At 70.4% G+C, this 26381-nt stretch carries 26 protein-coding genes; 11 read left to right on the top strand and 15 right to left on the bottom strand.

The window, feature by feature from the left end; genetic code table 11:
• The first annotated feature begins 33 nt into the window (after positions 1 to 33).
• From AB0H56_RS18910 to AB0H56_RS18900, 3 genes are all read left to right on the top strand, one after another.
• Complete coding sequence (locus tag AB0H56_RS18910) at positions 34 to 969, top strand: LLM class F420-dependent oxidoreductase (RefSeq protein WP_357164609.1); 936 nt, start codon at positions 34 to 36, stop codon at positions 967 to 969.
• Between the two features lie 64 nt (positions 970 to 1033).
• The gene (locus AB0H56_RS18905) at positions 1034 to 1396 is read left to right on the top strand and encodes a metalloregulator ArsR/SmtB family transcription factor (protein WP_357164606.1); all 363 of its coding nucleotides are present in this window, start codon (positions 1034 to 1036) and stop codon (positions 1394 to 1396) included.
• Positions 1393 to 1914, top strand: a complete 522-nt coding sequence (locus AB0H56_RS18900; RefSeq protein ID WP_357164603.1) for an SRPBCC family protein — start codon at positions 1393 to 1395, stop codon at positions 1912 to 1914. The genes AB0H56_RS18905 and AB0H56_RS18900 overlap by 4 nt, the downstream gene beginning before the upstream one ends.
• 33 nt (positions 1915 to 1947) lie before the next feature.
• Here the strand turns inward: AB0H56_RS18900 and AB0H56_RS18895 are convergent, their stop codons facing one another.
• From AB0H56_RS18895 to AB0H56_RS18855, 9 genes are all read right to left on the bottom strand, one after another.
• Positions 1948 to 2913 carry a glycine betaine ABC transporter substrate-binding protein gene (locus tag AB0H56_RS18895; protein WP_357164600.1) on the bottom strand — a complete coding sequence of 322 codons (966 nt, stop codon included), beginning with the start codon at positions 2911 to 2913 and terminating at the stop codon, positions 1948 to 1950.
• A complete protein-coding gene (locus AB0H56_RS18890; protein WP_357164597.1) occupies positions 2910 to 3647 on the bottom strand; it encodes an ABC transporter permease in 738 nt (245 codons plus the stop codon). The genes AB0H56_RS18895 and AB0H56_RS18890 overlap by 4 nt, the downstream gene beginning before the upstream one ends.
• Complete coding sequence (locus AB0H56_RS18885; protein ID WP_357164594.1) at positions 3644 to 4924, bottom strand: ATP-binding cassette domain-containing protein; 1281 nt, start codon at positions 4922 to 4924, stop codon at positions 3644 to 3646. Before AB0H56_RS18885 ends, AB0H56_RS18890 begins: the two co-directional genes overlap by 4 nt.
• Positions 4921 to 5565, bottom strand: coding sequence for an ABC transporter permease (locus AB0H56_RS18880; RefSeq protein ID WP_357164591.1), 645 nt, complete (start codon positions 5563 to 5565; stop codon positions 4921 to 4923). Before AB0H56_RS18880 ends, AB0H56_RS18885 begins: the two co-directional genes overlap by 4 nt.
• A 140-nt stretch (positions 5566 to 5705) precedes the next feature.
• Complete coding sequence (locus AB0H56_RS18875) at positions 5706 to 6638, bottom strand: TauD/TfdA family dioxygenase (RefSeq protein ID WP_357164588.1); 933 nt, start codon at positions 6636 to 6638, stop codon at positions 5706 to 5708.
• Between the two features lie 218 nt (positions 6639 to 6856).
• On the bottom strand, positions 6857 to 7339 hold the full coding sequence (locus AB0H56_RS18870) for a nuclear transport factor 2 family protein (RefSeq protein WP_357164585.1): 483 nt from the start codon (positions 7337 to 7339) through the stop codon (positions 6857 to 6859).
• A 22-nt stretch (positions 7340 to 7361) separates the two neighbouring features.
• A complete protein-coding gene (locus AB0H56_RS18865) occupies positions 7362 to 7691 on the bottom strand; it encodes a hypothetical protein (protein WP_357164582.1) in 330 nt (109 codons plus the stop codon).
• Between the two features lie 39 nt (positions 7692 to 7730).
• Positions 7731 to 9656 (bottom strand): S9 family peptidase, encoded by a 1926-nt coding sequence (locus tag AB0H56_RS18860; protein ID WP_357164579.1) that lies wholly within the window; start codon positions 9654 to 9656, stop codon positions 7731 to 7733.
• A complete protein-coding gene (locus AB0H56_RS18855; protein ID WP_357164576.1) occupies positions 9637 to 10392 on the bottom strand; it encodes a MerR family transcriptional regulator in 756 nt (251 codons plus the stop codon). Before AB0H56_RS18855 ends, AB0H56_RS18860 begins: the two co-directional genes overlap by 20 nt.
• Before the next feature lie 184 nt (positions 10393 to 10576).
• Here AB0H56_RS18855 and AB0H56_RS18850 point away from each other — a divergent pair, with 184 nt between their 5' ends.
• Positions 10577 to 11461 (top strand): 3-methyladenine DNA glycosylase, encoded by an 885-nt coding sequence (locus tag AB0H56_RS18850; protein ID WP_357165226.1) that lies wholly within the window; start codon positions 10577 to 10579, stop codon positions 11459 to 11461.
• On the opposite strand, the gene AB0H56_RS18845 is transcribed toward AB0H56_RS18850, so the two are convergent.
• Positions 11458 to 13236 (bottom strand): BCCT family transporter, encoded by a 1779-nt coding sequence (locus AB0H56_RS18845; RefSeq protein ID WP_244198017.1) that lies wholly within the window; start codon positions 13234 to 13236, stop codon positions 11458 to 11460. The two genes, AB0H56_RS18850 and AB0H56_RS18845, sit on opposite strands and share 4 nt — an antisense overlap.
• Positions 13237 to 13457: 221 nt before the next feature.
• On the opposite strand from AB0H56_RS18845, the gene AB0H56_RS18840 reads away from it, so the two are divergent.
• The 3 genes from AB0H56_RS18840 to AB0H56_RS18830 all read left to right on the top strand — a co-directional run bounded on the left by AB0H56_RS18840 (position 13458) and on the right by AB0H56_RS18830 (position 16984).
• The gene (locus tag AB0H56_RS18840) at positions 13458 to 15026 is read left to right on the top strand and encodes a hypothetical protein (protein ID WP_357164572.1); all 1569 of its coding nucleotides are present in this window, start codon (positions 13458 to 13460) and stop codon (positions 15024 to 15026) included.
• A complete protein-coding gene (locus AB0H56_RS18835; RefSeq protein ID WP_357164569.1) occupies positions 15023 to 15637 on the top strand; it encodes a DUF305 domain-containing protein in 615 nt (204 codons plus the stop codon). Before AB0H56_RS18840 ends, AB0H56_RS18835 begins: the two co-directional genes overlap by 4 nt.
• A 138-nt stretch (positions 15638 to 15775) precedes the next feature.
• Positions 15776 to 16984, top strand: a complete 1209-nt coding sequence (locus tag AB0H56_RS18830) for a molybdopterin-binding protein (RefSeq protein WP_357164566.1) — start codon at positions 15776 to 15778, stop codon at positions 16982 to 16984.
• A gap of 250 nt (positions 16985 to 17234) precedes the next feature.
• Here AB0H56_RS18830 and AB0H56_RS18825 read toward each other — a convergent pair whose 3' ends face one another.
• Genes AB0H56_RS18825 through AB0H56_RS18815 form a run of 3 tightly spaced genes read right to left on the bottom strand, consistent with a single transcriptional unit; the run spans position 17235 to position 19377 of the window.
• Positions 17235 to 17891 carry a GntR family transcriptional regulator gene (locus AB0H56_RS18825; RefSeq protein WP_357164563.1) on the bottom strand — a complete coding sequence of 219 codons (657 nt, stop codon included), beginning with the start codon at positions 17889 to 17891 and terminating at the stop codon, positions 17235 to 17237.
• A complete protein-coding gene (locus AB0H56_RS18820) occupies positions 17878 to 18609 on the bottom strand; it encodes a maleate cis-trans isomerase (RefSeq protein WP_357164560.1) in 732 nt (243 codons plus the stop codon). The genes AB0H56_RS18825 and AB0H56_RS18820 overlap by 14 nt, the downstream gene beginning before the upstream one ends.
• A 27-nt stretch (positions 18610 to 18636) precedes the next feature.
• Complete coding sequence (locus AB0H56_RS18815; RefSeq protein WP_110035438.1) at positions 18637 to 19377, bottom strand: Asp/Glu/hydantoin racemase; 741 nt, start codon at positions 19375 to 19377, stop codon at positions 18637 to 18639.
• Positions 19378 to 19473: 96 nt separating this feature from the next.
• Here AB0H56_RS18815 and AB0H56_RS18810 point away from each other — a divergent pair, with 96 nt between their 5' ends.
• Positions 19474 to 20439: a D-2-hydroxyacid dehydrogenase gene (locus AB0H56_RS18810; protein WP_357164557.1), complete on the top strand. Its 966-nt coding sequence runs from the start codon at positions 19474 to 19476 to the stop codon at positions 20437 to 20439.
• A gap of 11 nt (positions 20440 to 20450) precedes the next feature.
• Positions 20451 to 21848: an amidase gene (locus AB0H56_RS18805; RefSeq protein ID WP_357164554.1), complete on the top strand. Its 1398-nt coding sequence runs from the start codon at positions 20451 to 20453 to the stop codon at positions 21846 to 21848.
• A gap of 13 nt (positions 21849 to 21861) precedes the next feature.
• On the opposite strand, the gene AB0H56_RS18800 is transcribed toward AB0H56_RS18805, so the two are convergent.
• Entirely contained in the window at positions 21862 to 22356 is a 495-nt protein-coding gene (locus AB0H56_RS18800) for a DUF3830 family protein (RefSeq protein ID WP_357164551.1), read from the bottom strand.
• A 26-nt stretch (positions 22357 to 22382) separates the two neighbouring features.
• The gene (locus tag AB0H56_RS18795; RefSeq protein WP_357164548.1) at positions 22383 to 23624 is read right to left on the bottom strand and encodes an aminotransferase class III-fold pyridoxal phosphate-dependent enzyme; all 1242 of its coding nucleotides are present in this window, start codon (positions 23622 to 23624) and stop codon (positions 22383 to 22385) included.
• A gap of 105 nt (positions 23625 to 23729) precedes the next feature.
• Here AB0H56_RS18795 and AB0H56_RS18790 point away from each other — a divergent pair, with 105 nt between their 5' ends.
• Both AB0H56_RS18790 and AB0H56_RS18785 read left to right on the top strand, forming a co-directional pair.
• A complete protein-coding gene (locus AB0H56_RS18790) occupies positions 23730 to 25232 on the top strand; it encodes an NAD-dependent succinate-semialdehyde dehydrogenase (RefSeq protein WP_357164545.1) in 1503 nt (500 codons plus the stop codon).
• A 10-nt stretch (positions 25233 to 25242) separates the two neighbouring features.
• A complete protein-coding gene (locus AB0H56_RS18785) occupies positions 25243 to 26334 on the top strand; it encodes a tartrate dehydrogenase (protein ID WP_357164542.1) in 1092 nt (363 codons plus the stop codon).
• The last annotated feature ends 47 nt before the right edge of the window (positions 26335 to 26381 follow it).

Genomic DNA, 26381 nt, shown 5'->3' with positions numbered 1-26381 from the left:
GGAGGGTGTCCGGTGCACGGTACGTTGGAGCGCGTGGACCTACGGATCTTCACCGAACCCCAGCAAGGCGCGACCTACGACGATCTCCTCCGTGTCGCGCGGGCCACCGAGGACGCGGGCTACGACGCGTTCTTCCGCTCCGACCACTACCTGCACATGGGTAGCGTGTCCGGTCTGCCCGGCCCCACCGACGCGTGGATCACCCTGGCGGGCCTGGCCCGCGAGACCTCCCGGATCCGGCTGGGCACGCTGGTGACCGCCGCGACCTTCCGGCATCCCGCGGTGCTGGCCATCTCCGTCGCGCAGGTCGACCAGATGTCTGGTGGCCGAGTGGATTTCGGGTTCGGCGCGGGCTGGTTCGCCGACGAGCACACCGCGTACGGGATCACGCTCCCGGAGGTGCGCGAGCGGTTCGACCGCTACGCCGAGCAGCTAGAGATCATCACCGGGCTGTGGGAGACCCCGGTCGGTGAGACCTTCGACTTCGTCGGCAAGCACTACGAGCTGACGCGGTCCCCCGCGCTGCCCAAGCCCGTCCAGCGGCCGCGTCCGCCGGTGATCATCGGCGGCACCGGCAAGAAGCGCACGCCGGAGCTGGCGGCCCGCTTCGCCCAGGAGTTCAACCTGCCCTTCGCCGACCCCGACACGGCCATCGCGCAGTTCGACCGCGTGGCAGCCGCCGCTCGCGCGATCGGCCGGAACCCGGACGAGATCATCCGCTCGGCGGCGCAGGTCGTGTGCGTCGGCCGCGACGACGCCGAGGTGGCCCGCCGAGCCGCCGCGATCGGCCGCGAGGTCGACGAGCTGCGCGTCAACGGACTCACCGGCACCCCGGCCGAGGTGGTCGACAAGATCGGCCGCTACCACGAGCTGACCGGCATCTCCCGCCTGTATCTGCAGGTCCTCGACCTGTCGGACCTCGACCACCTCGAGCTCGTCGCCGCGGAGGTGGCACCGCAGCTGACCTGACTCCCCACTCGTTCCCGATGAGCAACCCTTGACGATTGGTAATCGATAGGTTACCAATTAGAGGGTGGACGTGTTCGAAGCTCTGGCCGACCCGGTCCGGCGTGACCTGCTCGAACGACTCGCCGGTGCCCCGGCCCGGGTCGTCGACCTCGCCGCGGAGTATCCGATCAGCCGACCCGCGATCAGCAAGCACCTGCGGCTGCTCACCGAGGCGGGCCTGGTCAGCGCCGAAGCGCACGGGCGCGAACGGCACTATCGCCTCGCCTCGACGGGCCTCGAACCCCTCCACCGCTATCTGGAACGGTTGCGGCCCGCCGCGCCCCCGATTCCGGAGCACGCGCTCGACGGCCTCGACCTCGAGGTTCGCCGGACCACCAGGGAACGCCGCACCACCGGCATCGAGACCGACAAGGAGCAGACAGCATGACCACTCCCACCGCGACCGGCCACCGCCGCGAACACACCGACGGCACCTACTGCGAATGGACCCGCACCTTCCGTGCGCCGATCGAGGACGTGTGGGCCGCGGTCACCGAGCCGCAGCGCCTCGCGCGCTGGCTCGGTACCTGGACCGGCGACCCGGCGACCGGCCAGGTGACCTTCCAGATGTTGTTCGAAGGCGAGACGCCCGCCGAGGGGTTCCGCATCGATGAGTGCGAGGCACCGCACCGCCTGCGGATCACCACGTCGTCGCCGCACGACGGCGACGATCCCGAACACTGGCAGTTGCGCCTGGATCTCACCGAGGAGGCAGGCATCACCACCCTGGTCTTCGCCCAGAACGTGCCCGACCCCACCATGGCCGAGGGCGTCGGGCCGGGCTGGGACTACTACCTCGATCGCCTGGTCGCCGCCGAGGCGGACCGCGACCCCGCCACGGTGAACTTCGACGACTACTTCCCGGCCCTGTCCGAGCACTACCGCAAGGAATTCGGCACGAACTGAGGCCGGCGCGGTGAATCCCGCTCCGGCGCCGGACTACTCGATCAGCCCCTCGCTCCGCAACCAGTCGTAGGCCACGTCGGCGGGGTCCTCCCCGTCGATGTCCACGCGGCCGTTGAGTTCCTGCATCAGATCGTCGGTGAGGCGTTCGGAGATGGTGCCGAGCAGGTCCTTGAGCTCGGGGTGCCGCTCGATGACCGCGCCGCGCACGACCGCGGTGCCGCTGTAGGGCAGGAAGTACTTCTTGTCGTCGTCCAAGACGACCAGATTCAGGTTCTTGACCCGACCGTCGGTGGTGTAGACCATGCCGAAGTTGCAGGGCGCGCTGCGGGCGGTGGCCGTGTAGACCACACCCGCGTCCATCCGGGTGACATTGCCCGCGGGCACGCCGTTCGGATCGTTGTACGGGATCCCGTATTTCTGCAGCATCGGCAGGAAACCGTCGGAGCGGCTGAAGAATTCGTCGTCGACGCAGAAGGTGCGCTCCGAAACGGGCAGCGCGGCCGCCGCCGTCAGGGATCGGACGCCGAGCCGTTCGGCGGTCGGGGTCGACGCGGCGAAGGCGTAGGTGTCGTTGAAGTTCGCCGGGGCCAGCCATTCGAGATCGTGGTCGCGGCGCTCGATGTCGTGCACGCGGCGCCACAGCTCGTCGGGATCGGCGATCGTCTCGGTCTGGTTGTGGTAATTCACCCAGCCGGTGCCGGTGTACTCCCACAGCACGTCGGCGTGGCCGTTGAGCTGGGCCTGGCGCGAGGAGGCCGAGCCGGGCGCGCCGGTCAGATCGGTGACGGTGGCGCCTGCGGCCGCGAGGTAGGTCGCGGTGATCTTGCCGAGCAGCACGCCCTCGGTGAAGCTCTTCGAGGTGACGACGAGCTTCGCGCCGTCGAGCGGGCGCTCATCGCCGGGCAGGCTCGCGTCGTGGAAGGTCCCCGAGGAACTCACCAGCCCGCAGCCGGTGAGCAGCGCCATCGTCGCGACGAGCGCCGGGATCAGCCGTCTCATGAGATTCCTCGTGGGGTCGCGGCCAGTTCGACGAGCCGGCCGAGCCAGTCGATGGTCAGCGCCAACAGGCCGACCAGGACGGCGCCGGAGATGAGCAGCTTGGGCAGGAACAGCGTGACCCCGGTGGTGATGAGCGTGCCCAGGCTGGTCGCGCCGATGAACGTGCTCAGCGTGGCGGTGCCGACGAGGATGACCAGCGCGGTGCGCACCCCGTTCAGGATCACCGGCACCGCGAGCGGCAACTCCACCTGGACCAGCGTGCGCACGGCCGAGAAGCCGATGCCGCGGGCGGCCTCGATGGTGCGCTGGTCCACCTGCCGCAGCCCGATGATCGTGTTCTGCAGGATGGGCAGGATCGCGTAGACGACCAGACCCACGATCGCCGTGCGGAATCCGGTGCCGAGCCAGAAGGTGAACAGCACGAGCAGCCCCACCGCGGGCGCGGCCTGACCGATGTTGGCGATGTTCACCGCGAGCGGCTCGAGCCGCTTCAGCGCGGGTCTGGTGAGCGCGATACCCAGCGGAATGGCGACCACCACCACGATCACCGTGGCGACGACCGTGAGCCGGATGTGCTCACCGATCGTGGTGCGCAGCGTCGACCAGCCGAGCGCGGCCTGTTCGGTCGGGGTGAAGGTCGTCGAGCGGTACCAGAGCAGGTAGCCGATGCCGATCACCAGGATGACGATCGGTTCGAACCACACGTCGACCGGGACGCGGCGCCATCGGTTCACGACGGTTCGGCCGTTCCGGGGAGGTCGTCGGCGGCGACGATCGGCGTCGGCGTCGGATCGGACCCGTCGACGTAGGTCTCGTAGGAGGGCGCGGCCTCGGCGGCGTGGCCCTCGGCCAGCTTGGTCTGGATCACCTCGGTCACCGACCCGATGCTGAGCGAGCCGACGACCGCGCCGCGGCCGTCGGTGACGAGCGTGGCGCCCTGACTGGCGGCCAGCATCGCGTCGAGCGCGTCGTTGAGCGTGGAGGACTGCGCGACCACCGGCAGCCTGCGGTCGAGGTAGTCCGACACCTCCGGCTTGCTCGCCACCTCGGTCAGCGACGGCCACGACCGGGGGCGGCCCGCCGCGTCGACGACCACCACCCAGGTGTGGCCCGCCGCCTTCGCCCGCTGGATCACCGTCTGCGCGGGTTCGCCGATCCGGGCGGTGGTGACCGGGTCGACCTCCACGTCACGCACCCGGGAGACGGTCAGGTACGCGAGCTTGGCGCCCGACCCGACGAACTCCTCCACGAACGGTGTCGCCGGATCGGTGAGGATCTCCTCCGGTCGCGCGTACTGCTCGACGTGCCCGCCCTCGGACAGGATGAGCACCTTGTCACCGAGCTTGGTGGCCTCCTCGAAATCGTGGGTGACGATCACGATGGTCTTGCCGAGCTCCTGCTGGATCGCGATCAGGCTGTCCTGCAACCGAACCCGGGTGATCGGGTCGACCGCGCCGAAGGGTTCGTCCATCAGCAGCACCGGCGGATCGGCGGCGAGCGCGCGGGCGACGCCGACGCGCTGCTGCTGGCCGCCGGACATGTCCTTGGGCAGCCGGTCGGCGAAGGTGGTGGGGTCGAGACCGACCAGATCGAGCAGGTATTCGGTCCGCTCGGCGATGCGCGCGCTGTCCCAGCCGAGCACCCGCGGAATGGCGCCGATGTTCTTGGCGACCGACCAGTGCGGGAACAGCCCGCCGGACTGGATGACGTAGCCGATCGACTGGCGCAGCTTGTCGGGATCTTCCCTGGTGACGTCGCGACCGCCGATGAGGATCCGGCCCTCGGTCGGCTCGATCAGCCGGTTGATCATCTTGAGCGTGGTGGTCTTGCCGCAGCCCGACGGCCCGACGAACGCGACGATGTCACCGGCTTCGATCTCGAGATCGAGGCGTTCCACGGCGGGCGTGCGCTGGCCCTTGTACCGCTTGACGACCCCGTCGAGCGTGATGGACGCGCCGGTGACGTTGCGCTCCGGCGTCGCGGGGGTGGGCTGGCTGGTCACCTCGGTCATGACAGTCCTTCGGCGATGGTGAGTCGTCCGAGCAGGACGAGGAGGGCGTCGAAGACCAACGCGATCGCGACGATGAGCAGGGTGCCGGTCAGCGCCATCTCGAGGGCGTTGGCGCCGCCGAGCCGGGACAGACCGTTGAAGATGAGCGAGCCGAGTCCCGGCCCGAGCACATAGGCGACGATCGCCGCGACGCCGACGATCATCTGCGTGGAGACCCGGATGCCGGTGAGGATCACCGGCCAGGCGATCGGGAACTCGACGGTCAGCAGGATCCGCCAGCGCGGCAACCCGATACCGCGCGCGGACTCCACCACCGTGGCCGGCACCGCGCGCAGGCCGACGATGGCGTTGCCGATCACCGGCAGCGCCGCGAAGAAGGTCAGCATGAGGAACGAGGGCACCACGCCGAGCCCGAACGGCACCAGCAGCAGGGCCAGCAGCGCCAGGGAGGGAATGGTCAGCGCCACCCGGCTCGAGGTGAGAGTGAGCGACGCGGCCAGCGGCAGCCGGTAGACCGCGACGGCGATGAGCAGCGCGATGAGGGTGCCGACCAGCACGGTCTGGAAGGCCAGGGACGCGTGCTGGTAGGTCAGGAAGGCGAGCACCTCCCCCCGCCCCTGGACATAACTCCACAGGTTCACGGAAATCCCCTCGTCGGATCGGGCCGGTCAGGACCTGTACGCGCGCGAGCACCGGGCAAACGTGTCGTCGAAGGGTAGTTCATGACAGGCGCCGGTCCGGGGACCCGAAGCTCAGAAGGCGTTGCGGTGAGCGTCAATTGCTAGGCCGCGCGTCCCAGCGGGGCGCTCGCGTACGCCTCGGCGTCGCCCGCGATGACGGTACTCGGGGTGCCGTCGACACCGACCGGGATCGCGCCGGCCAGCGTGATGCGGGTGAGGCGGCGGTGCGCGCCGTCGTAGTCGTCGACGGCGTAGTGCTGGGTGGCGCGGTTGTCCCAGATCGCGACGTCACCGAGCGACCAGTCCCAGCGGGTGGTGTGCTCGAGGCGGGTCACCCGATCCTGGAAGAGCCGGAACAGCGCGCGGGATTCGGCGCTGGACAGGCCGACGATCTCCTGCACGAAGCAGCCGAGCAGCAAGGCGCGTTCGCCGGTCTCGGGATGCACCTCGACCACGGGGTGTTCGGTCTCGAAGTAGGTCGACTCGAATTCGCGACGGTAGGTGCGGTCCTTGTCGTCGGGACGGTCCTCGACATCGGCGGCGTAGTCGTAGCGATTGGAGTGCCGGGCGCGCAGGTTCTCGGCCAGCAGGCGCAACGGCGCGGGCAGCGACCGGTAGGCGGCGACCGTCGAGGCCCAGGTGGTCGAGCCGCCGTAGGCGGGCAGCGCGACCGCGCGCAGGATGGAGGCGCTGGGAACGCGGTCGACGAAGGTGACATCGGTGTGCCAGACATTGGATCGGGTCTGGTGCGAGTCGATCGCCAGGCTCTTCGCGCCCGCCGAGGTGACCGTGGGATGCGGTGTGGTCGGGGTGCCGAGCAGCCGCGCGAACTCGTACTGGCCGTCCTCGGTGAGGTGGTGCTGACCGCGGAAGAAGATCACCTTGTGCTCGTGCAGCGCGGCCCGGATGTCGGCCACTGTCCGCGCGTCCAGGTCGCCCCCGAGCCGCACACCCTCGATCCTGGCCCCGAGGTGCGCCCCCAGCTTGACCACCCGCACACCGCTCCCGGAAACAGCTGCGTCATCGACGGACATACGGTGGCCTTTCGCTCGAACCAGGAACTGGTTCACACGAAACCACCCCCACCCCACCCCGACCACCTTTCGGCTCACCACGAGCCGAATCCCTCCGAGCGGATCACGCCCCGCTCGCCGCCCCGATCACGGCACTCGTCCGGTCACTGCGGTTCCGGTCCGGAGTGACCGCGGCCCGTCGTCGGCATCTCGGGTGGGTTGTCGAGACCACCGGAACCTCAGTGCGGCAGGTTCTCGGCCCAGCGGTTCGCCAGGAGGGTGAAGCTCGGGGTGTCGGCCAGGGAGGTGCGGGACTCGTAGATGCGTTCGTAGCCGGTGGCGGTGATGCGCCACTGTCCGTCGGGGTCCTTGCGGTACTCGTCGAAGTAGTAGCCGGCGCCCTCGATGCGCATCTTGTAGTCGGGGACGAGCACCGTGTCCTCGAAGGCCCAGGTGCCGCGGGCGACGGAGCCGTCCACGTCGATCTCGGGATGGTTGGCGATGTGGACGGTGACGATCTGCGGACCCAGGTTCTCCGACATGAACCGCACGACGGCCTCGCGCGAGTCGTAGTGCAGCGGGTCGCCCATCGCGTGGGTGCCGTACCTGGCCTTGATGTCGGTGGCCAGGCAGTCACCGAAGTCGCTCCACTGCTTGAGATCCAGGGTGCGGAAGTAGCGATACTTGAGGCGCTTGATCTCCTCGATCGCGATGAGGTCCATGCGTCCGATGATAGAACGCGTTCTAGTTCTGGTGGCCGGATCCGGTCCGATCGTTCGGCACGCCAAGGGCCGAGCGCACCGAGGTCTTGCTGCTGAACAGACCGATGCCGAAGCCGAGGACCGTCAGCCCGAAGAAGCACATCAGCAATCCGCCGATCTTCGCCTCGGCGTCGGTGTCCGGGCTGCGCGCGGAGCGCGACGACCCGGCGACCACGGCGCCCGGGTCCACGATCGCGTCGATGCCGGTGTACAGCAGCCCCGCCGCCACCAGGATCAGGGCGGCACCACCGAGCATGCGCTGGACGGTGCGGCGGGGCGGGGCGAGGTCGTCGGCGGGTTCGGGGGCGGACATGGCACGCAACCTATCAGCGATGCCGGTTCCTTGCGTGCGCTAACGAATCGGCTCGAGCGCGCGCCCACCCAGGTGCCGGGCGAAATGCCGTTCGACCGCGCGATAGAACCGGATCTGGTTCTCCGGGTTGGCGAAACCGTGCCCCTCGTCCTGCGCCACGAGGTATTCGACCGGCACACCCCGCTCGCGCAGGGAGGCGACGATGTTGTCGGATTCGGCCTGCACCACCCGGACATCGTTGGCGCCCTGGGCGACCAGCAGCGGGGTGCGGATCCGGTCGGCCATGGTGAGCGGCGAGCGGGCGCGCATGTCGGCCTCCTGGGCGGGGTCCTCGGGGTCGCCGACGTACCGGTACCAGCTGTTGACGTTGTAGGGCCGGACGAACGGCGGCAGGGTCCGCAGGAAGTTCGCCAGATCCGAGATGCCCACGTAGTCGACGGCGGCGGCGAAGTAGTCGGGCGTGACGGTGACCCCGACGAGGGCTGCGTAGCCCCCGTAGGACCCGCCCATGATGCCGATCCGCGCCGGGTCGGCGTAGCCCTCGGCGACCGCCCAGTCGGCCGCGTCGATGAGGTCGTCGTGCATGGCACCGGCGAATTCGCCGATCGCCGCGGTCAGGTGGCGTCTGCCGTAGCCGGTCGAGCCGCGGAAGTTGACCTGCAGCACCGCGTAACCGCGGTTGGCGAGGAACTGCGCCGGGGCGTCGTATCCCCAGGAGTCGTTCGCCCACGGCCCGCCGTGCACCAGCAGCACCAACGGCAGCTTCCGGGGTTCGACCCCGACCGGCAGGGTGAGGAAACCGTGCAGGGGCAGTCCGTCGCGCGCCGCGAAGGCGACCGCGGTCATCGGCGCCGCCGTCGCCGGGTCCAGGCGCGGATAGGCGCGGAACAGCTGCCTGCTCTCGCCGGTCTCGTGGTCGTAGAGCCAGGCCACCGCCGGATCGCGGTCGTGGACGAAGGTCGCTACCCAGCACCGCTCGGATTCGTCCGAGGACAGCGTGCCGAGCACGCCGTCCGACAGCCGGGCGAGCCGCGCGTAGATCTCGGCGAAGGCCGGGTCGACCACCTCGATCCGGGGCCGGTCGCCGACGAACCGCGCCGCGAGCACCTCCCCGGTCCGCCTGCTGCGGAACACGGTGGGCGGCAGCACATCCGGCGCCATCGTGCCCATGATGTCCAGGCTGTGCCCCGGCACGGCGGCCACCACATCGCGCTCGCCGGTCTCCCGATCGATACGGACCAGGGCCAGCTCGTCGGAGTCCTGATACACGCCGACGAGCAGAGCGTCGCCGTGCGGCGTCACCAGCTGGGGCTGCACGCCCACCGGATGCTCCGCGCCGCCGATGCGCTGCAGCGGGCGCTCGTCCCCGGTCTCGGGGTCGATCGCGTGGAACTCGATGGTGCCGTCGTCGGCCTGCCGTGACACGAACGCCGGTCGCTCCCGGCGGTCCAGCAGGACCGTGGTGCCGGGTTCGGTCTGCTCCAGGTGCAGGGTGGTCACCCCGGTGGCGACCTCGATGCGGAAGGTGTCGAGGAACATCGGCCGCCGGTTCATCCAGGCCAGCACGGTGCCGGGAACCTCGGTCGACCGTTCGATCCCGAAGACGCGGGAGCCCGGCGCCATCGGGGTCAGGTCGACGGCGGGTTCACCCGGCGCGTCGAGGTCCACCCGGAACAGGTGCCAGTCCTCGTTGCCGTCGGTGTCCTGCAGGTACAGCAGCCAGCGCGGATCGTCGGTCCAGTGGAAGGCGGTGATGCCGCGCCGCGCGTCGTGGGTCACGCAGACGGCGTCGGCGTGGTCCTGCTCGATGCCGCGCACCCAGATGTTGAGCCTGCCGTACGCGGGCGCGCGGTAGGCGATGCGGGTGCCGTCCGGCGAGATCGTGGCCCCGGAGAACTCCGGGTCGGCGAAGAACTCCTCGATGTCGATCAGCTCGGGCAGGGCGTCATTCGTCGTTGTCGTCATGGGTGGCTCCTCCGGAACGGCGACCGTCGTCGGCCATGATGGATTCGATGTGGCGCAGGACCCCCAGTTGCGCCGGGTTGTAGAGGTCGCGCAGCACCTGCGCGACCGTGTCGGCGGTGACCTCGACGGCCGGTGCGGTGTAGGCGGCGGGATCGGCGGCCCAGGGGTGCCGCTGCCGCAGGTCCTGGATGACGGGAACCATCCGCTCGGCCAGATCCTCGACCGTGTCGGCGCTCGCGTCGGCGGGCAACGCGTCGAACTCGTCATCGGTGGGATGGCGTCGCGCGACCATCTCGGACAGTTGCGTCATCGCCTCCGCGGTGAACAGCCGCGAGTAGACGGTGATCAGCGACCGATCCGAGGCGGACAGCTCCTGCGCGAGATGACCGAATCCGGTCGGCACGTCGACCGGCGCCCGGTATCGCAGCAGGACCGCCAGTTCCGCGCGGATCCGCTGCAGCCGCTCGATGGTCGCCGCGAGCTCGGCGTCCAGCACCCGGATGGCCGCGTCGGGGTCCTCGTCCGCGCGTCCCATCGCCTCGATCTGCGCCAGGGGCACGCCGAGGTCGCTGAGCCGCTTGATCTGCAACAGCCGCACCAAATGCTCGGTGCGGTACTGCTTGTACCCGTTCGCGGCGCGCTCGGGTTCCGCGAGCAACCCGATGTCGTGATAGTGCCGCACCGCCTTGACTGTCGTGCCCGCCAGCTCGGCGAGTTGCCGCGTACTCCACGCCATCGTCTTCCTTCCCGCGCCGCCTCGACCGCGCACCGCTCGACGACCACCAGTGGAAACCATGCCCTCGGGGCACAGTCAACTCCTCCCCTGCGACCAGGTCTCGCACGTTCGGCACGCGGGGGCGGCCGAGGACGACCGCGCGGTGCGGGAGAATGGCCGGGTGAGCACGCGCGACAACCTGGACCTGTCTCTCGACCCGCGGGTATTACCGGCGGTCGAGTGGCGGGCGCGTGCCGGGGAGCATCGGGAGCGGCTCGATCGTCTGGTCGGGCCGTATCTGGAGCGGCGGGCAGCGGGGACCACGCATCCGGTCATCGATTTCCTGTTCACCTACTACGGCAACAAGCCGTCACAGCTGCGGCGCTGGCATCCCGGGTTCGGGATCGGGATGGCCGACGCGCACGACTACGCGGACGCGCGGGGATACCACCGGGTGGGCGACGCGGTGTACACCGCGGATCCGGCGTATCTGCGCAAACGCCGCGACACCATCGAATTCGTGGCGCGACTGCTGAGCGCGACCGCGACCCGCCCGGCACAGCTGTCGTGCTTCGGCTTGCACGAATGGGCGATGGTGTACCGGACCGACGAGGTGCGTCATCAGCAGGTGCCGCTGCGGCTCGGGCACGCCGGGACCGACGCCGTGGTGGAGTCGATGTCGTTGCGCTGCACCCATTTCGACGCGTTCCGGTTCTTCACCCCCGAGGCGGTGGGCCGCAATGCCGAGCCGCTGACGCGGGCCGACCAGGTGCAGCGGGAACAGCCGGGCTGCCTGCACGCCAACATGGACCTGTACAAGTGGGGTTTCAAGCTCGCGCCGCTGATCTCCTCGGACCTGCTGCTCGACTGCTTCGAACTCGCCTGCACCGCACGCGAACTCGACATGCGCGCGAGCCCCTACGATCTTCGCGACCTCGGCTACGAGCCGGTGCGCATAGAAACACCGCCCGGGCGCGCGGAATACGTGCGCGCCCAGGCGGCGATCAGCGAGTCCGCCGAGGTCCTGCGTGACCGTCTCCATACAGCGTGCACGGAACTCTCGGCGGTCCTGGAGCGGACCGGGAACTAGCTGCGGTCCAGCGGTTTCTCCGCGTCGAGCCCGTTGCCGAGATCGACCGGCTTCTCGATCACGATGACCTCCTCCATCGGTTCGGTCACCAGCGAGAAGTCACCGTCGTGCTGTTCGGTGCCGAGGTCGACGGCGGTCTCCACGAGCTCGATGCCGCGATCGGCGCGCAGGATCAGCGGATCCTCCCGCAGGTCCTTGTACAGCGACACGCACATCGCCGCCATCACCACCAGGAAGGGCAGCGACACGACCGTCGTCAGCGCCTGCAGACCGGTGAGCGCGCCACCGAGGTCGTCGGAGTCGGCGATCACCAGCATGATGGCCGCCACCGCGCCGGTCGCCGCGCCCCAGAAGATGACGATCGGCTTGGACGGCTCGATGCTGCCGCGCTCGGACAGCGTGCCCATCACGATGGAGGCCGCGTCGGCACCCGAGACGAAGAAGATGCCGACCAGGATCATCACCAGCACGGTGGTGACCCCGACGATCGGATACTGATCGAGCAGGTGGAACAGCGTGAAGTTGGAGTCGACGGATCCGTCGGCCTCGGTGAGCGCGCCGTCCTTGCCCTGTTCGAAGATGCCCGCCCCGCCGAACACGGCGAACCACAGCAGGCTCACCACGCTGGGCACCAGCAGCACGCCGGTGACGAACTGCCGGATGGTGCGACCGCGGCTGATCCGCGCGATGAACATGCCGACGAACGGGGTCCACGAGATCCACCAGGCCCAGTAGAAGATGGTCCAGCTCGACAGCCACGCCTGCATCGCCTCGTCGCTCGCGCCGGTGCGCGAGGCCATGGTCGGCAGCATCTCGATGTAGTCGCCGATCGAGGTCGGAATCAGGTTGAGCACCAACAGGGTCGGGCCCGCGATGAACACGAACGCCGCGATCACCAGGGCCAGCACCATGTTGATGTTGGACAGCCACTGGATGCCGCGCTCGATGCCCGACACCGCCGACAGCACGAACGCGACCGTCAGGCCGGAGATGATGGCGACCAGGCCGATCTTGCCGATGCCGTCGATCCAGCCGTTGAACTCCATGCCCGCGCCGATCTGCAGGGCGCCGAGGCCCAACGAGGCGGCCGAGCCGAACAGCGTCGCGAAGATCGCCATCATGTCGATCGCGCGCCCACCCAGACCCTCGGCGTGGCGGCCGAGCAGCGGCCGGAACACCGAGGAGATCAGCTGCGAGCGGCCTTTGCGGAAGGTGCCGTAGGCGATGGCCAGACCCGCGACGGCGTAGATCGCCCAGGGGTGCAGCGTCCAGTGGAACAGCGTCGTGGCCATGGCCACCTCGGCCGCCTCCGGGCTGCCCGCGGCCGCGGTGTGCGGTGGCGGGTTCACGAAATGCGAGAGCGGTTCGGCCACACCCCAGAACATGAGACCGATGCCCATGCCCGCGCTGAACATCATCGCGATCCACGAGACCGTACGGAACTCGGGCTTCTCGTCGTCGGCGCCCAGCGGGATCCGGCCGTAGCGGCTGATCGCCAGCCAGATCACGAACACCACGAACGCGGTGGCGACCAGGACGAACAGCCAGCCCGTGTTGGTGATGACCCACTTCTGCGCTTTCCCGGCCGCGGAGGCCAGGCTCTTGTCGTCCAGCACGCCCCACGCGACGAACGCCAGCGCCCCGATCGCGGTGGCACTGAAGACGAGTCGGTCCAGCCGTGGCCGATCCCGCCGTGGCTCGTCCGGCGACACACCGGTTACCGATTTCTCGGTCCGGTCCGCGTCGCCGGACCTCCCTATCACATCGTTCGACATGGAATCCGAGTCCTTTCCGGTCGCGGAGACGGCCCAAGAGGTATACCCATTCGAAACTGAGGCAACCGTACAGCTTTCCCGGACGGTGAGGCGGGAAGCGGGCCGTGAGCCCGTACGGGTCCGCGGAAACCGCCCGCACGGCGGCGTCGGGCGCTCTACCATCCCTCATACCGGAGACAACTGTCTGAGTCAGCTCCGGCCGCAGAGTTGGGGAGGTTTCGATGCGACGACGGATCGGATACCCGCGCGCCATGGCGCTCGCGGTGGCGGCAGCACTGATAGCCATCGGTTTGCCCGCCGGTGCGGCGGCCGACCCGGTCGCCGACCTCGCCGGAACGGTCCGCGAGTTCCTCGAGGTCGGGCGGACCTCGGTCCCGCGCGCGGACTGCGGCCCCGGATCCCTGCCCGAGACCGGCATGCAGGGCGACGTCCCCGCGGGCGACCGCGACAGCGGTCGCAGCACCGAGGGCTACCGCTGCAACATATCGATGCTCGGCCGCTACACCGGCCGCGGCGCCGGGATCACCTCGACCAGCTTCGAGCACTGCGCCTACGTCGGGTCGTTCTTCCCCGGCACCATGCTCAGCGAGCATCCGGGCGTGCAGGTGCTCGACGCGTCCGATCCCGCGAATCCCCGGCTCACCGCGACCCTCACCGAGCCGGCGATGCTGGCCGGGACCTGGGAGACCCTGAAGGTCAACACCGCGCGCAAACTCCTCGTCGGGACGGGGGTGCCGGTGGGGATCGGCGCCGGGTACCTGTCGGTCTACGACATCTCCGACTGCGCGCATCCGCGCCTGCTCAATCCGGGCACCGGCACGAATCTGCTGATGCCGCTGCCGATCACGACCCACGAGGGCGGGTTCTCCCCCGACGGCCGCACCTATTGGGCCTCGGGCATCGCGCCGGGATTCGTCAGCGCGATCGATCTGACCGATCCGTCCCAGCCGCGCGTGATCTGGCAGGGCCTCACCGGGATCGAGGCGCACGGGCTCGGCGTGAGCCCGGACGGGAACCGGCTCTACATCTCGGCGCTCGGCGGGTTCACCGTCCTGGATGTGAGCGCGGTGCAGCGGCGGGACCCGAATCCGCAGGTGCCGCACCTGGGCCGGACGTTCTGGAGCGACGGCTGGGCCACCCAGCACAGCGTGCCGGTGACCTATGCCGGGGTGCGGCACGTGTTCACCGTCGACGAGGGCGGTTCCGGTGGGGTGAAACTCCTCGACGTCTCCGACGACACCGATCCACGGATCGTGTCCAAGATCAAACTGGAGGTCAATCTGCCGGCGAACATCGACGCCAATGTCGGTTCGTCGATGGGTGGTTCGGCGTTCGCCTACGAGTCGCACTACTGCGCGGCCGATCGGCCCGACGATCCGACGGCGCTGGCCTGCGGGTGGATCTCTTCGGGCATCCGGGTGTTCGATGTGCGCGATCCCGGCGCGATCCGCGAGATCGCGTACTTCAATCCACCCGCGCGGACCGGACGCAATCTGGAGCTGTGGAACTCGCCGCACGCGCTGGCCTCGATCATCGGGGTGCCGGTGATGAGCGCGCCCGCCGCGCTGCGGGCCATGGCGGAGGGGCTGTTCGATCCTTCGCAGGTGCTCACGGCGCGGGCCGGCGATGTCGCGTTCGGCGACATGTCGAGCGACTGGTGTTTCTCGCCACCGGAGTGGCGCGGTGATCAGCTCTATGTCACCTGTTCCGACAACGGGTTCATGGTGTTGCAACTCGACAACGAGGTGTACACCCCGCCCGCCGACCAGCAGTCCACGGTCGGGTCGTGAACCGGGCGGTGCGCGCGGCCGGACTGGTCGGTGTCGCGGTGTTCCTGCTGGTGCTCGGCGCGGGCCTGCGGCCGCTGCTGTTTCCCGAGAAGGCCGCCGCGGCACCGGTGCTCAGCGCGACCGAACTCGGGTTCGTCCAGGACATGACGGCCCACCACCAGCAGGCGCTGATCCTCACCGAACGCCTCGACCCCGCCGCCGATCCCGCGGTACGCAGGCTGGCCGACCAGATCGCCGACGCCCAGCGGGTGGAGCTGGGCACCCTGCTCGGCTGGACCCAGCTCGCGAACGCGGCCCCCACCGCGCCGCGGCCGATGACCTGGATGGCGAATACCGCCGGACACCACCATGATTCGGCCACCACCATGCCCGGCATGGCCACCACCGCCGACCTCGACGCCCTCTCCGCCGCCCGCGGCGCCGACGCCGAAACCCTGTTCCTGCGCCTGATGTACCGCCACCACGCGGGCGGCATCACCATGGCCCGCGCCGCCGACACCCTGCTCCCGACGGGCCCGGTCAAACAATCCGCCCGCGCCATGGCCCAGTCGCAGAGCCAGGAACTCGGCTACCTCGGCGTCCTCCTCACCGGCCGAGGCCTCACGCCCTGACCCGGAACCCGCACCGGAGCGGGGGCCGTGGGGTGAGGACAACGTCATCGGGGGGCAACTGGGGGGAAAATCGCAGGTAATGGGGGGTGCGGACGATGTGGTGGATCGTCGGTGAACTGTGGGCGGAGGGTGGACGTGGTGAGCGCACGCGTGGGTGTGGTCGATGCGGCGGTGGGGTGTGGGCTGGCCGAGGTGCGTGCGCGGATCGCGGAGCGGCTGCGGCCGATCGGGGTGCGGGAACTCCCGGTGGCCGAGGCCGTCGGCGCGACACTGGCTGCCGCGCTCACCACCGGCACGCCCCTGCCGCGGGTGGACAGTGCCGCGATGGACGGCTACGCGGTGGCCGGGCCGGGACCGTGGTGGCGGCTGCACGAGGAGGTCCGCTACGCGGGACGCGGGTGTTCGGTGGTGCTCGCGCCCGGTGAGGCGGTGCGGATAGCGACCGGCGCCGCCACCCCGTTGGGCACGACCGCGACCCTGCGCGACGAGCACGTGGTGACCACGACCGTGTCGGGCAACCCGGTGGTGATGCGCTCTCCCGGCGCACCCGTGCGTGACGACACCCGGCGCCAAGGCGAGCACTGGGGCAGCGGAGTCGAACTGGCCCAGGCGGGCACACGGATCTCCCCCGCACTCGCCTCGGCCGCGTTGAGCGCCGAAGCCGAGACGGTGACCGTACGCGGTCCGCTCCGCGCCGATGTGGTGATGACCGGTGACGAGATCCGCGCCGTCGGCCCGCTCGGCGCCGGCGAGACCAGGGACTCGCTCGGCCCCGTGCTGCCGGAGTTCCTGCGCTGCTGCGACATCGAGAGCACCGGCCTGTGGCACCTCGCCGACGGACGCGATCTTCTGCGTTCCTGGCTGTCGCTGAAATCGCACGCCGACCTCGTGGTGATGGTCGGGGCCACCGGCCGCGGCGCCGCCGATCACCTGCGCGCCCTGCTCGCCGACCTCGGTGCGCGCATCGTCGTCGAGCGCGCGGCGATCCGGCCCGGCGGGTCCACCCTGGTGGCCCAGCTCCCCGACGGCCGGGTCCTGCTCGGGCTGCCGGGCAATCCACTCGCCGCCGTCGCCGCCCTGCTCGCCATCGGCCCCGCCGTGGTCGACGCGCTCACCCAGCGCACGCCCGGCCCGACCATGTGGGGCAGGCTCTCCGACGCCGGAGTGATGGAGGGCTCCGCCACCCGCATCGTCCCCGTTCACCAGCAGATCGGCGGCGTCTGGCGCAGCACCGGCCCCGCCCACACACCCCACCTCGCCGGCCTCATCGGCTGCCAGGCCCTGGCCGTCCTCCCCCCGGGCACCGGCCGCGGCACCCTGGTCGAACTCCTGCCCCTCCCCCACTGACACCACCCTCGTCCGCCAGAACAGACCCGACATCGGCCACGTGCTTTCAGCCCCGGCTCGCCTGGGTTCTCAGCACATCGACCTCGCAGCCCGGCGCGGCAGGGTCGAACCCGTGCTCGACCAGCCAGCGGGCCCCGCGGAGGCTCCGCAACGACCACCACGCGCGGATCACATCGAGGTCTACGTCGGCGCCGTATCCCGCGAGGATGTCGCGGGATACGGCGCTGCCCGGTCCGCGGCGCCCGGCCGGCTAGCGGTCGCGTAGGCGGCGGACCGCGTCGTCCATGTGTTCCACGAGCAGGGTGCGGGCGCGGTCCGGCGATCCGGCGCCGATCGCCTCCTGCAGGTCGACGTGTTCGCGTGCCTGGTCGCGCAGGTCGGGGTAGGTGGTCTGCAGGGCGCCGAGGCACATGCGCGTCTCGATGAGCAGGGTGCGGGCCGCGCGGACCAGGCGCGGACTGTCGGCGGCACCGACCAGGGCCTCGTGGAACTCCTGGTCGGCGTCGGAGACACCCGGCGCGTCACCCGCCGCCGCTCGGTCGCGCATCGCGTCCACGCTGGGTTGCAGTGCGGCGTAGGCGATCTCGCGGCGCCCGTCGAGTATGAGCTCGAGCGCGCCGCCTTCGAGCGCGGTGCGGGCGCGGTAGATGTCGACCACGTCGTCGATGGCCAGTTCGATGACGAAGATGCCGCGATTGCGGATGCTGAACAGCAGACCCTCCTGCACCAGCCGCTGCATCGCCTCGCGCACCGGTCCGCGCGAGACGCCGAAACTGGCGGCCAGATCGGCCTCGCCGAGCTGGCTGCCCGGCGCCAGCGCGCCGCGCATGATCGCCGCGCGCAGGCGGTCGGCGATCATCTCCGCGGTCGACTGCTGATTGACCGGTTCGAAGTCAGTGATCGACATGGCGGCCTCCCTCGGCGAACAGCGCTCCCAAGCCCGCGGCGACCGGCCTGACCCCGGCCAGCCGCAGTCCCTCCCAGATGGTGACCTGGTTGGCCGTCAGCACCGGCTTGCCCAGCGCGGCCTCGAGTTTCGGGAGCACTTCGAGAGTATGCATGGCCGTGTCCGGAATCAGCAGCCCCTGAGCCCCGGGATGGTCGTTGGCGAGCGCCAGCGCGAGGACCTGGTCGGGGGTGAGCGTGCCGACCTCGGCGGCGGTGTCGATCCCGGCGCTCGTCATCGACACCACCTCGATGCCGGCGTCGGCCAGGAAGTCCACGAACAACCGCGCGACCTCGTCCGGGTAGCTAGCCACGACCGCGACCCGGTGCAGGCCGAGGGCGCGCGCGGCCGCGACGAAGGCGAAGCTGGTGCTGGAGGCGGGCACCCCCGCCGCCGCGGCCAACCCGTCGACCTGGCCGCGCGCCCCCTCGGGCCCGTACACGAAACTGCCCGAGGTGCATGCCCAGACGACCGCGGCGGGCGCGCTGGCGGCGAGCAGTTCGGCGCCGTGGCGCAGCTTCGCCGGGCTGCCGAGATCGAGCAGTTCGGGGATCGCGTGCAGGTCGGTGCCGTAGATGTGGGCGACCGGCAGCGCGGCGTCGAGGAGGGCGGCGGCGCGGGGGTAGTCGTCCTCGGCGGCGTGGTCGGGGTAGATGAATCCGACGGTGGCTACGGGCATCTCGTTCTCCGATCGCGGGTGACGTGCTCAGAAGACATTGACCAGCCATTTCCCCGGGCCCATCATGGGCAGCTTCATCCGGCCCAGGCAGGACCACATGGTGAGCTGGTTGGCGGTCAGCACGGGCTTGCCCAGTGCCTGTTCGAGTGGCTCGATCACGTCGTAGGTGGGCAGGTTGGTGCAGCTGACGAAGATGGCCTCCGAGCGCGGGTCGTCGGCGCCGAGGATGCGTTCGGCGATGGTGCGGTAGTTGACCTTCCAGATGCCGCCGCCGAGCCCGAGGTGATCGGAGCGGATCGTCGCGCACCCGGCCTCGGCGAGAAAATCGTGCAGGCGGCCGGTGAGCACCTCGTCGTAGGGGGTGATGACCGACATCCGGGTGATGTTCAGGTGCCGGATGGCCTCCACCAGGGCACCCGAAGTGGTCACCGCGTCGGGCGCGCCGGCCAGGCAGATCGTCTCGCGCAGGGATCGCTCGTAGGCGAGGCCGTGGATGAAGCTGCCCGACGTACACAGGTAGGCCACGACTTCCGGCTCCACGTGCAGCACGTTGTGGGTGGCCGCGGTGAGGTGCAGGGGATTCGAGACGAGCTCGGCCATGGCCAGCGAGACCGGCACGGGTTCGTAGGGTGTCCGCGCCAGGTGCAGGCTCACCTCCAGGGGCGCCCACCGCCACAGCTCGCGTTCGAGGGCCAGGTCGAACGGCGCGATGATGCCGATACCCCGTTGGGCCACCGGTCCGTCGATCTCCGGGAAGGTGAACTCCACTCCTGGCCCCTCTCGCGCTCAGCCGGGCAGACCTCCGAGAACGCTGAACACGATCGGATTGTTGACAATCATACGATCTGCTCGTACGGTGTCAACGTGGAAAAGGGGCCGATTGTCACCGTCCTGCATCGTGACAGTGTGCCCGCATCGGACCTCATGGCCCCCGTCGCCGATCGTGCCGTGGTGCGCTACACGGAGGCCGCCGGGCTCGCCGACGCGTTGCGTGGCGCCGAGGTGTTGTTCGTCTACGACTTCCAGAGTCCGGCCGTGCCCGGCGCGTGGCACGCCGCGGACCGGCTGCGCTGGCTGCATATGGGCGGCGTCGGCGTCGATCCGGTGATGTTCCCGGAACTGCGCGCCTCCGAGGTGGTGGTGACCAACACCCGCAACGTCTTCGACGGCCCGATCGCGGAGTACGTGCTCGGCCAGATCATCGCCTTCGCCAAGGATCTGCCGGAATCCATGCGCCTGCAACGCAGGCACGAGTGGCGGCACCGGGAGTCCGAACGCGTGGCGGGCGCGACGGCGCTGATCGTCGGCACCGGTTCGATCGGGCGCGCCACCGCGCGCCTGCTGCGCGCCGCGGGGATGCAGGTGCGCGGCGTAGGCCGGCGGGCACGCGCGGACGATCCGGATTTCGGCACCATCAGCACCGACCTCTACGCCGAACTGCCCACCGCCGACTATGTCGTCGCGATCGCACCGCTCACCGAGCGGACCAGGAAGATGTTCGACGCCACCGCGTTCGCCGCGATGAAACCCCACGCCAGGTTTGTCAACGTGGGCCGCGGGGAACTCGTGGTCACCGACGATCTCGTCGCCGCGTTGCGTCACGGCACCATCGCCGCGGCCGCGCTCGACGTGGTCGACCCGGAGCCGCCGCCTGCCGGGCACCCACTCTGGGATCTGCCGAATGTGGTTCTCACACCGCACAATTCGGGTGATTTCCATGGCTGGCGCGCCGAGATCGTCCGCGCATTCACCGACAACTTCGGCAGGTGGGCCGACGGCAGGCCGCTGCACAACGTTGTCGACAAGACGCTCGGGTACGTGCCCGGCTGAAGGAGCCCGCCATGACGCAGCCCGACCTCGATCCGCCCACCGATCCCACCGCCATGACCGCGGTGCAGCTGGTCTCGGCGTACGCCGCCGGGCAGCTGTCCCCCGTCGAGGCCACCCAGGCCTGCCTCGACGCCGTCGCGACCAGGGACGGCGAACTCAACGCCTTCTGCCTGGTCGATCCGGACCGGACCCTGGTGCAGGCCAAGGACTCCGAGGCACGCTGGCATTCCGGCAATCCACGCGGCCTGCTCGACGGCGTGCCGATCTCCATCAAGGACATCTTCCTCACCGAGGGCTGGCCGACGCTGCGTGGCTCCACGTCCGTCGACGCGGCCGGACCGTGGCTGGTGGACAGCCCGGTGGCGGCCCGCCTGCGCGAGGACGGGATGGTGTTCCTCGGCAAGACCACCACCCCGGAGATCGCGTGGAAGGCCGTCACCGACAGCCCGCTCACCGGCATCACCCGCAATCCCGCCGATCCGCGCACGACCGCGGGCGGCTCGTCCGGCGGCAGCGCCGCGGCGGTGGCGGCGGGCATGGGGCCGGTCTCGGTCGGCACCGACGGCGGCGGCAGCATCCGCATTCCGGCCTCGTTCTGCGGCATCGTCGGTTTCAAGCCGACGCACGGCCGGATCCCGCTCTACCCGGCCAGCCCGTTCGGCCCCCTGGCCCACGCCGGACCGATGACGCGCACCGTCGAGGACGCGGCCCTGCTGATGGACATCCTCTCGCTGCCCGACCCACGCGACCCCACCGCGCTCGCGCCCACCCTCACCACCTTCCGCGGCCAGATGCAGCGCGATGTCCGCGGCCTGTCGGTCGGCTATTCCGCCACGCTCGGCTACGCCGGCGTCGACCCGGAGGTCGCCGAGATCGTCGAGGCCGCGGTGCGGACGCTGGCCGCCGATCTCGTCATCGACGCCGTCGACCCGGGCTTCGCCGATCCGCGCGAGGCGTTCGAGATCCTGTGGGCCGCGGGGGCGGCGACCATGCTGTCGAAGTACCCCGCCGGCACCAGGGAGCGGGTCGATCCCGGACTCGGCGCGGTGTGGGCGCGCGGCGAATCCGTCAGCGCGGTGGAGTATCTCGACGCCCGTCACGTGGCCGCCGAACTGGGCATCACCATGGGCAATTTCCACATGGCCTTCGACGTGCTGATCACCCCGACCATGCCGGGCACCGCGTTCGCCGCCGGGCACGACGTGCCCCCGGGCAGCGGACTCGGCGGGTGGCCGGAGTGGACGCCGTTCACCTATCCGTTCAACATGACCCAGCAGCCCGCCATCAGCATTCCGGTCGGCCGCACCCGCGCCGGGCTGCCGGTCGGGTTGCAGATCGTGGGGCCGCGGCACTCCGACGACCTCGTGCTCGCGGTCGCCCGGCACGCCGAACACGTGCTGAGCGCCTGATCCGGCCGGGGTGTCAGGCGCGGGCGAAGGCCAGCGTCTCCCCCTCGACACCGCGCAACCAGAGACCGTTGCAGGCGGCGGCGAGCTCGGTGAGGCCGTCCTCGATGGTGGCGAACACACTGCCCGGCACCCAGCCGAGGTCACCGTTGATCAGCAGATTGTTGCGGCCGTAGAACAGCGCCAGATCGGTGGCGCCCTTGGCGTGGTGGGCCGCGGACCCCGGCTCGTAGCCGTAGGCGGGGTTGCCGATCTCCCACGGTTCGAAGTCGAACAGGCACACGTCGCCGGGAATCGGTGTGACGGTGGGGTTCTCGCGACGCGGTGCCGCGCCGATCCGCGGCACCAGGGTGTAGACCTCGTTGCGGGCGTACTTGGCGTGGAACGCGTCGCCCTCCTGAGGCAGCGCGTCCCAGACCGCCGCGCAGGTGGCGGGCGCCTCGTCGTCGAGCAGCCGGGCCCGGCAGGTGACGCCGGCCTTGGTGAGGGTGATGCTCATGTAGCGGGCCATCGGATCCTGCTTCCCGGCGCGGTGGCCTAGAGTTCGGCGAGCACGTCGGACCAGATGGCCAGCGCGTCCTCGATCTGGGCGTCGGTGACGATCAGCGGCGGGATCATCCGGACGACGTTCATGTGCGCGCCACAGGTCAGCAGCAACAGCCCCTTCGCCACCGCGAGCCGCTGGGCGGCGGTGGCGGTCTCGGTGTCGGGTTCGCCGGTCGCCGTGGTGAACTCGGAGCCGACGAGCAGTCCGAGCCCGCGCACGTCACCGACCGCCTTGGTGGCGAGTTCCCGTGCGCCGGAGAGCAGTTGGGTCCCCCGCGCGGCGGCATTGCCGACCAGGCCCTCGGCTTCGATCACCTCGAGGGTGGCCACCGCGGCGGCGCATGCCACCGCGTTGCCGCCGTAGGTGCCGCCCTGCGAGCCGGGCCAGGCCCGCGCCATCAGTTCGCGCGAGGCGGCGATGCCCGAGAGCGGGAAGCCGCTGGCCAAGCCCTTCGCGATGGTGATCACGTCGGGTCGCACGCCGAAGTGCTGGTGGCCGAAGAACTTTCCGGTGCGGCCGAAGCCGGTCTGGATCTCGTCGACGACGAGCAGGATGCCGTGCCGGTCGGCGCGCTCGCGCAGGCCCTGGAAGAACCGGGTGTTGCCCGGGATGTAGCCGCCCTCCCCGAGGACCGGCTCCACGACGAACGCCGCGGTCTCGGCGGGCGAGGTGAGGGTGGCGAACACGTAGTCCAGCTCACGCAGCGCGAAGTCGGTGGCCTGCTCCTCGGTCCAGCCGTATCGGAACGCGGTGGGGAACGGCGCGACGTGCACACCGGACATCAGCGGGGAGAACCCCGCCGAGAAGCGCGTGCCCGAGGTGGTCATGGTCGCGGCCGCGACAGTGCGGCCGTGGAAACCCCCGTGGAAGACGATCACATTCGGCCGACCGGTGGCCTGACGCACCAGCCGCAGCGCCGCCTCGATCGCCTCGCTGCCGGAGTTGGCGAAGAACAGCGCGTCGAGCCCCTCGGGCAGGACCGCGCCGAGGCGCTCGGTGAGTTCGAGCAGCGGACGGTGCATCACCGTCGTGTACTGACCGTGGATCAGCCGCGCGACCTGCGCCTGCGCCGCCGCCACCACGGCGGGATGACAGTGGCCGGTGCTGGTGACGCCGATGCCCGCGGTGAAGTCCAGGTAGCGGCGGCCGTCGGTGTCGTAGAGGTAGCAGCCCGCGCCGTGGTCGACCTGGACGGGAGTGGCCTGCTTCAGGACGGGAGACAACGCGGTCATGAACGCTCCCCTGATTGTCTATTGTCGGATTGTTGACAATATGCATAACATGGCGGCAGGGGTCACAGCAATGGCTGATCCGCCGTGTCGGGAGAAGGGCAACGCATGGACGAGTCCGGGGGCAGCACAGGACTGCGTGAGCACGAGGCACCGCTGGACGCCGCCGAGCGGGCCGCGATCGACAGCGTGCCCAAGGGCCTGTTCATCGACGGCACGTGGCGCGACTCCCCCGTCGCCCTGCCCGTCCTCGACCCCGCCACCGGCCGGACCCTGTGCTCGGTGGCCGACGCGCGCCCGGAGGACGGCCTCGCGGCGCTCACCGCCGCCACCGCCGCGCAGGCCGACTGGGCGCGCACGCCACCGCGCACCAGGGCCGACATCCTGATCCGCGCCCACCACGCCCTGCTCGCCGACGCCGACCGCCTCGCCCTCGTGATGACCCTCGAGATGGGCAAGCCGCTGCCCGAGGCGCGCGGCGAGATCGCCTACGCCGCCGAGTTCTTCCGGTGGTTCGCCGAGGAGGCCGTCCGGCTCGACGGCGGCTATCTGCCCGCGCCGGGCGGGGGTTCCCGATTCCTGGTGACCAGGCAGCCGGTCGGGCCGAGCCTGCTGATCACGCCGTGGAACTTCCCGATGGCGATGGGCGCGCGCAAGATCGCGCCCGCGCTGGCGGCCGGCTGCACCTGTGTCGTGAAACCCGCTGAGCAGACGCCCTTGTCGATGCTGGCGCTGGCGGCGATCCTGGCCGAGGCCGGGGTGCCCGCGGGGGTGGTCAATGTCGTCAGCACGGCCGACCCCGGCGCGCTGATCGCCCCGCTCATCGCCGACACGCGCTCGCGCAAGCTCTCCTTCACCGGCTCGACGGCGATCGGGAAGCTGCTGCTCGAGCAGTGCGCCCGCACGGTGATGCGCACCTCGATGGAGCTGGGCGGCAACGCGCCGCTGCTCGTGTTCGACGACGCGGATCTCGACGAGGCCGTGGACGGCGCGCTGGCGGCGAAGATGCGCAACATCGGGCAGGCCTGCACGGCCGCGAACCGGATCCTGGTGCAGCGCGGTGTCGCCGGGGCGTTCGCCGAGCGGCTGGCCGAGAGCATGGCCGCCCTGCCGATGGGCCGCGGGACCGAGCCGGGCGTGGTCGTCGGGCCGCTCATCGACGCCGACGCCGTCGCCAAGGTGGAGCGGCTGGTCGCCGATGCCACCGGGCGCGGCGCGCGCGTACTCCTCGGTGGGGAGGCCACCGACCGACCCGGCACCTTCTATCCCCCGACCGTGCTCACCGACGTGCCCGACGACGCCGAACTCTGCCACACCGAGATCTTCGGTCCGGTCGCGGCGATCGGCACCTTCGACACCGAGGACGAGGCCGTCACCCGCGCCAACGACACCCCGTACGGCCTGGTCGCCTACGTGTTCACCGAGAATCTGCGGCGCGGGCTGCGCGTGTGCGAGGCGCTCGAGACCGGCATGGTCGGCCTCAATCAGGGGGTCGTGTCGAATCCGGCGGCGCCGTTCGGCGGCGTGAAGGAGTCCGGCCTCGGCCGGGAAGGTGGATCCGTCGGCATCGACGAGTTCCTGGAGATCAAGTACATCGGCGTCAAGGTGTAGGGAGACAGGCGTGGGCAGCTACCGGATCGCGACCATTCCGGGCGACGGGATCGGCGTGGACGTGACCGCCGAGGCGGTGAAGGTGATCGACCGGGTCCTGCCCGGCGTCTCCTGGACCGAATTCGACTGGTCGTGCGAGAACTATCTGCGCACCGGTGCCATGATGCCGGACGACGGCGTGCGGCAGCTGACCGGATTCGACGCGATCTTCCTCGGCGCCGTCGGCTTTCCCGGTGTGCCCGACCATGTTTCGCTGTGGGGGCTGCTGATCCCGCTGCGCCGCGCCTTCGGGCAGTACGTCAACCTGCGGCCGGTGCGGCTGCTGCCCGGCACCGAATCGGCGCTGCGCGACCGCACGGCCGCCGACCTCGATCTGCTCATCGTGCGCGAGAACTCCGAGGGCGAGTACTCCGAGATCGGCGGCATCCACAATCCGGGCAGGCCGGACGAATTCGTGCTGCAGGAATCGGTGTTCACCCGCACCGGCTGCGAACGCATCATCCGCTACGCCTTCAACCGGGCGGCCGAACGCTCGGGCCTGCTCTGCTCGGCGACCAAGTCCAACGGGCTGATCCACTCGATGCCCTACTGGGACAGCGTCTTCGAGCGGATCGCCGCGGAATACCCGGCCGTGCGGACCCGGCAGATGCACGTCGACGCGCTCGCCGCCGAGATCGTGCTGCACCCCGACCGCCTCGACGTGATCGTGGGCTCGAACCTGTTCGGCGACATCCTGTCCGACCTCGCCGCCGCCGTCACCGGTGGTCTGGGCCTGGCGCCCTCGGGCAACATCAATCCCGCGCGCGACGCGCCGTCGATGTTCGAGGCCGTGCACGGCAGCGCGCCCGACATCGCCGGGCTCGGCATCGCCGATCCGGTCGCCCAGATCCTCGCGGGCGCCATGATGCTGGAGCACCTCGGCGAGCACGCCGCGGCGGCGGCCGTCGACCGGGCCGTCTGCGAGGTCCTCGCCGAGGGTGCGGTCCGCACCCCCGACCTGGGCGGCAGCGCCACCACCGCCGAGCTGGGCACCGCCGTCGCCGACCGCGCCGCCGAACTCAGCCGCGCGCGGCCTCACGCGCGGACGGGTCCGCCGAGGTGAGGGCCGCCAGGTGGGCCGGGGTGTCGGTCGCGCGACCGTAGGCGTGG

Origin of the sequence: Nocardia sp. NPDC050717, assembly GCF_040654275.1 — a bacterium.
In the GTDB taxonomy this organism is placed as follows: domain Bacteria; phylum Actinomycetota; class Actinomycetes; order Mycobacteriales; family Mycobacteriaceae; genus Nocardia.
Note: the sequence above shows the minus strand (reverse complement) of the source record. Positions and strands in the feature narration are given on the sequence as shown.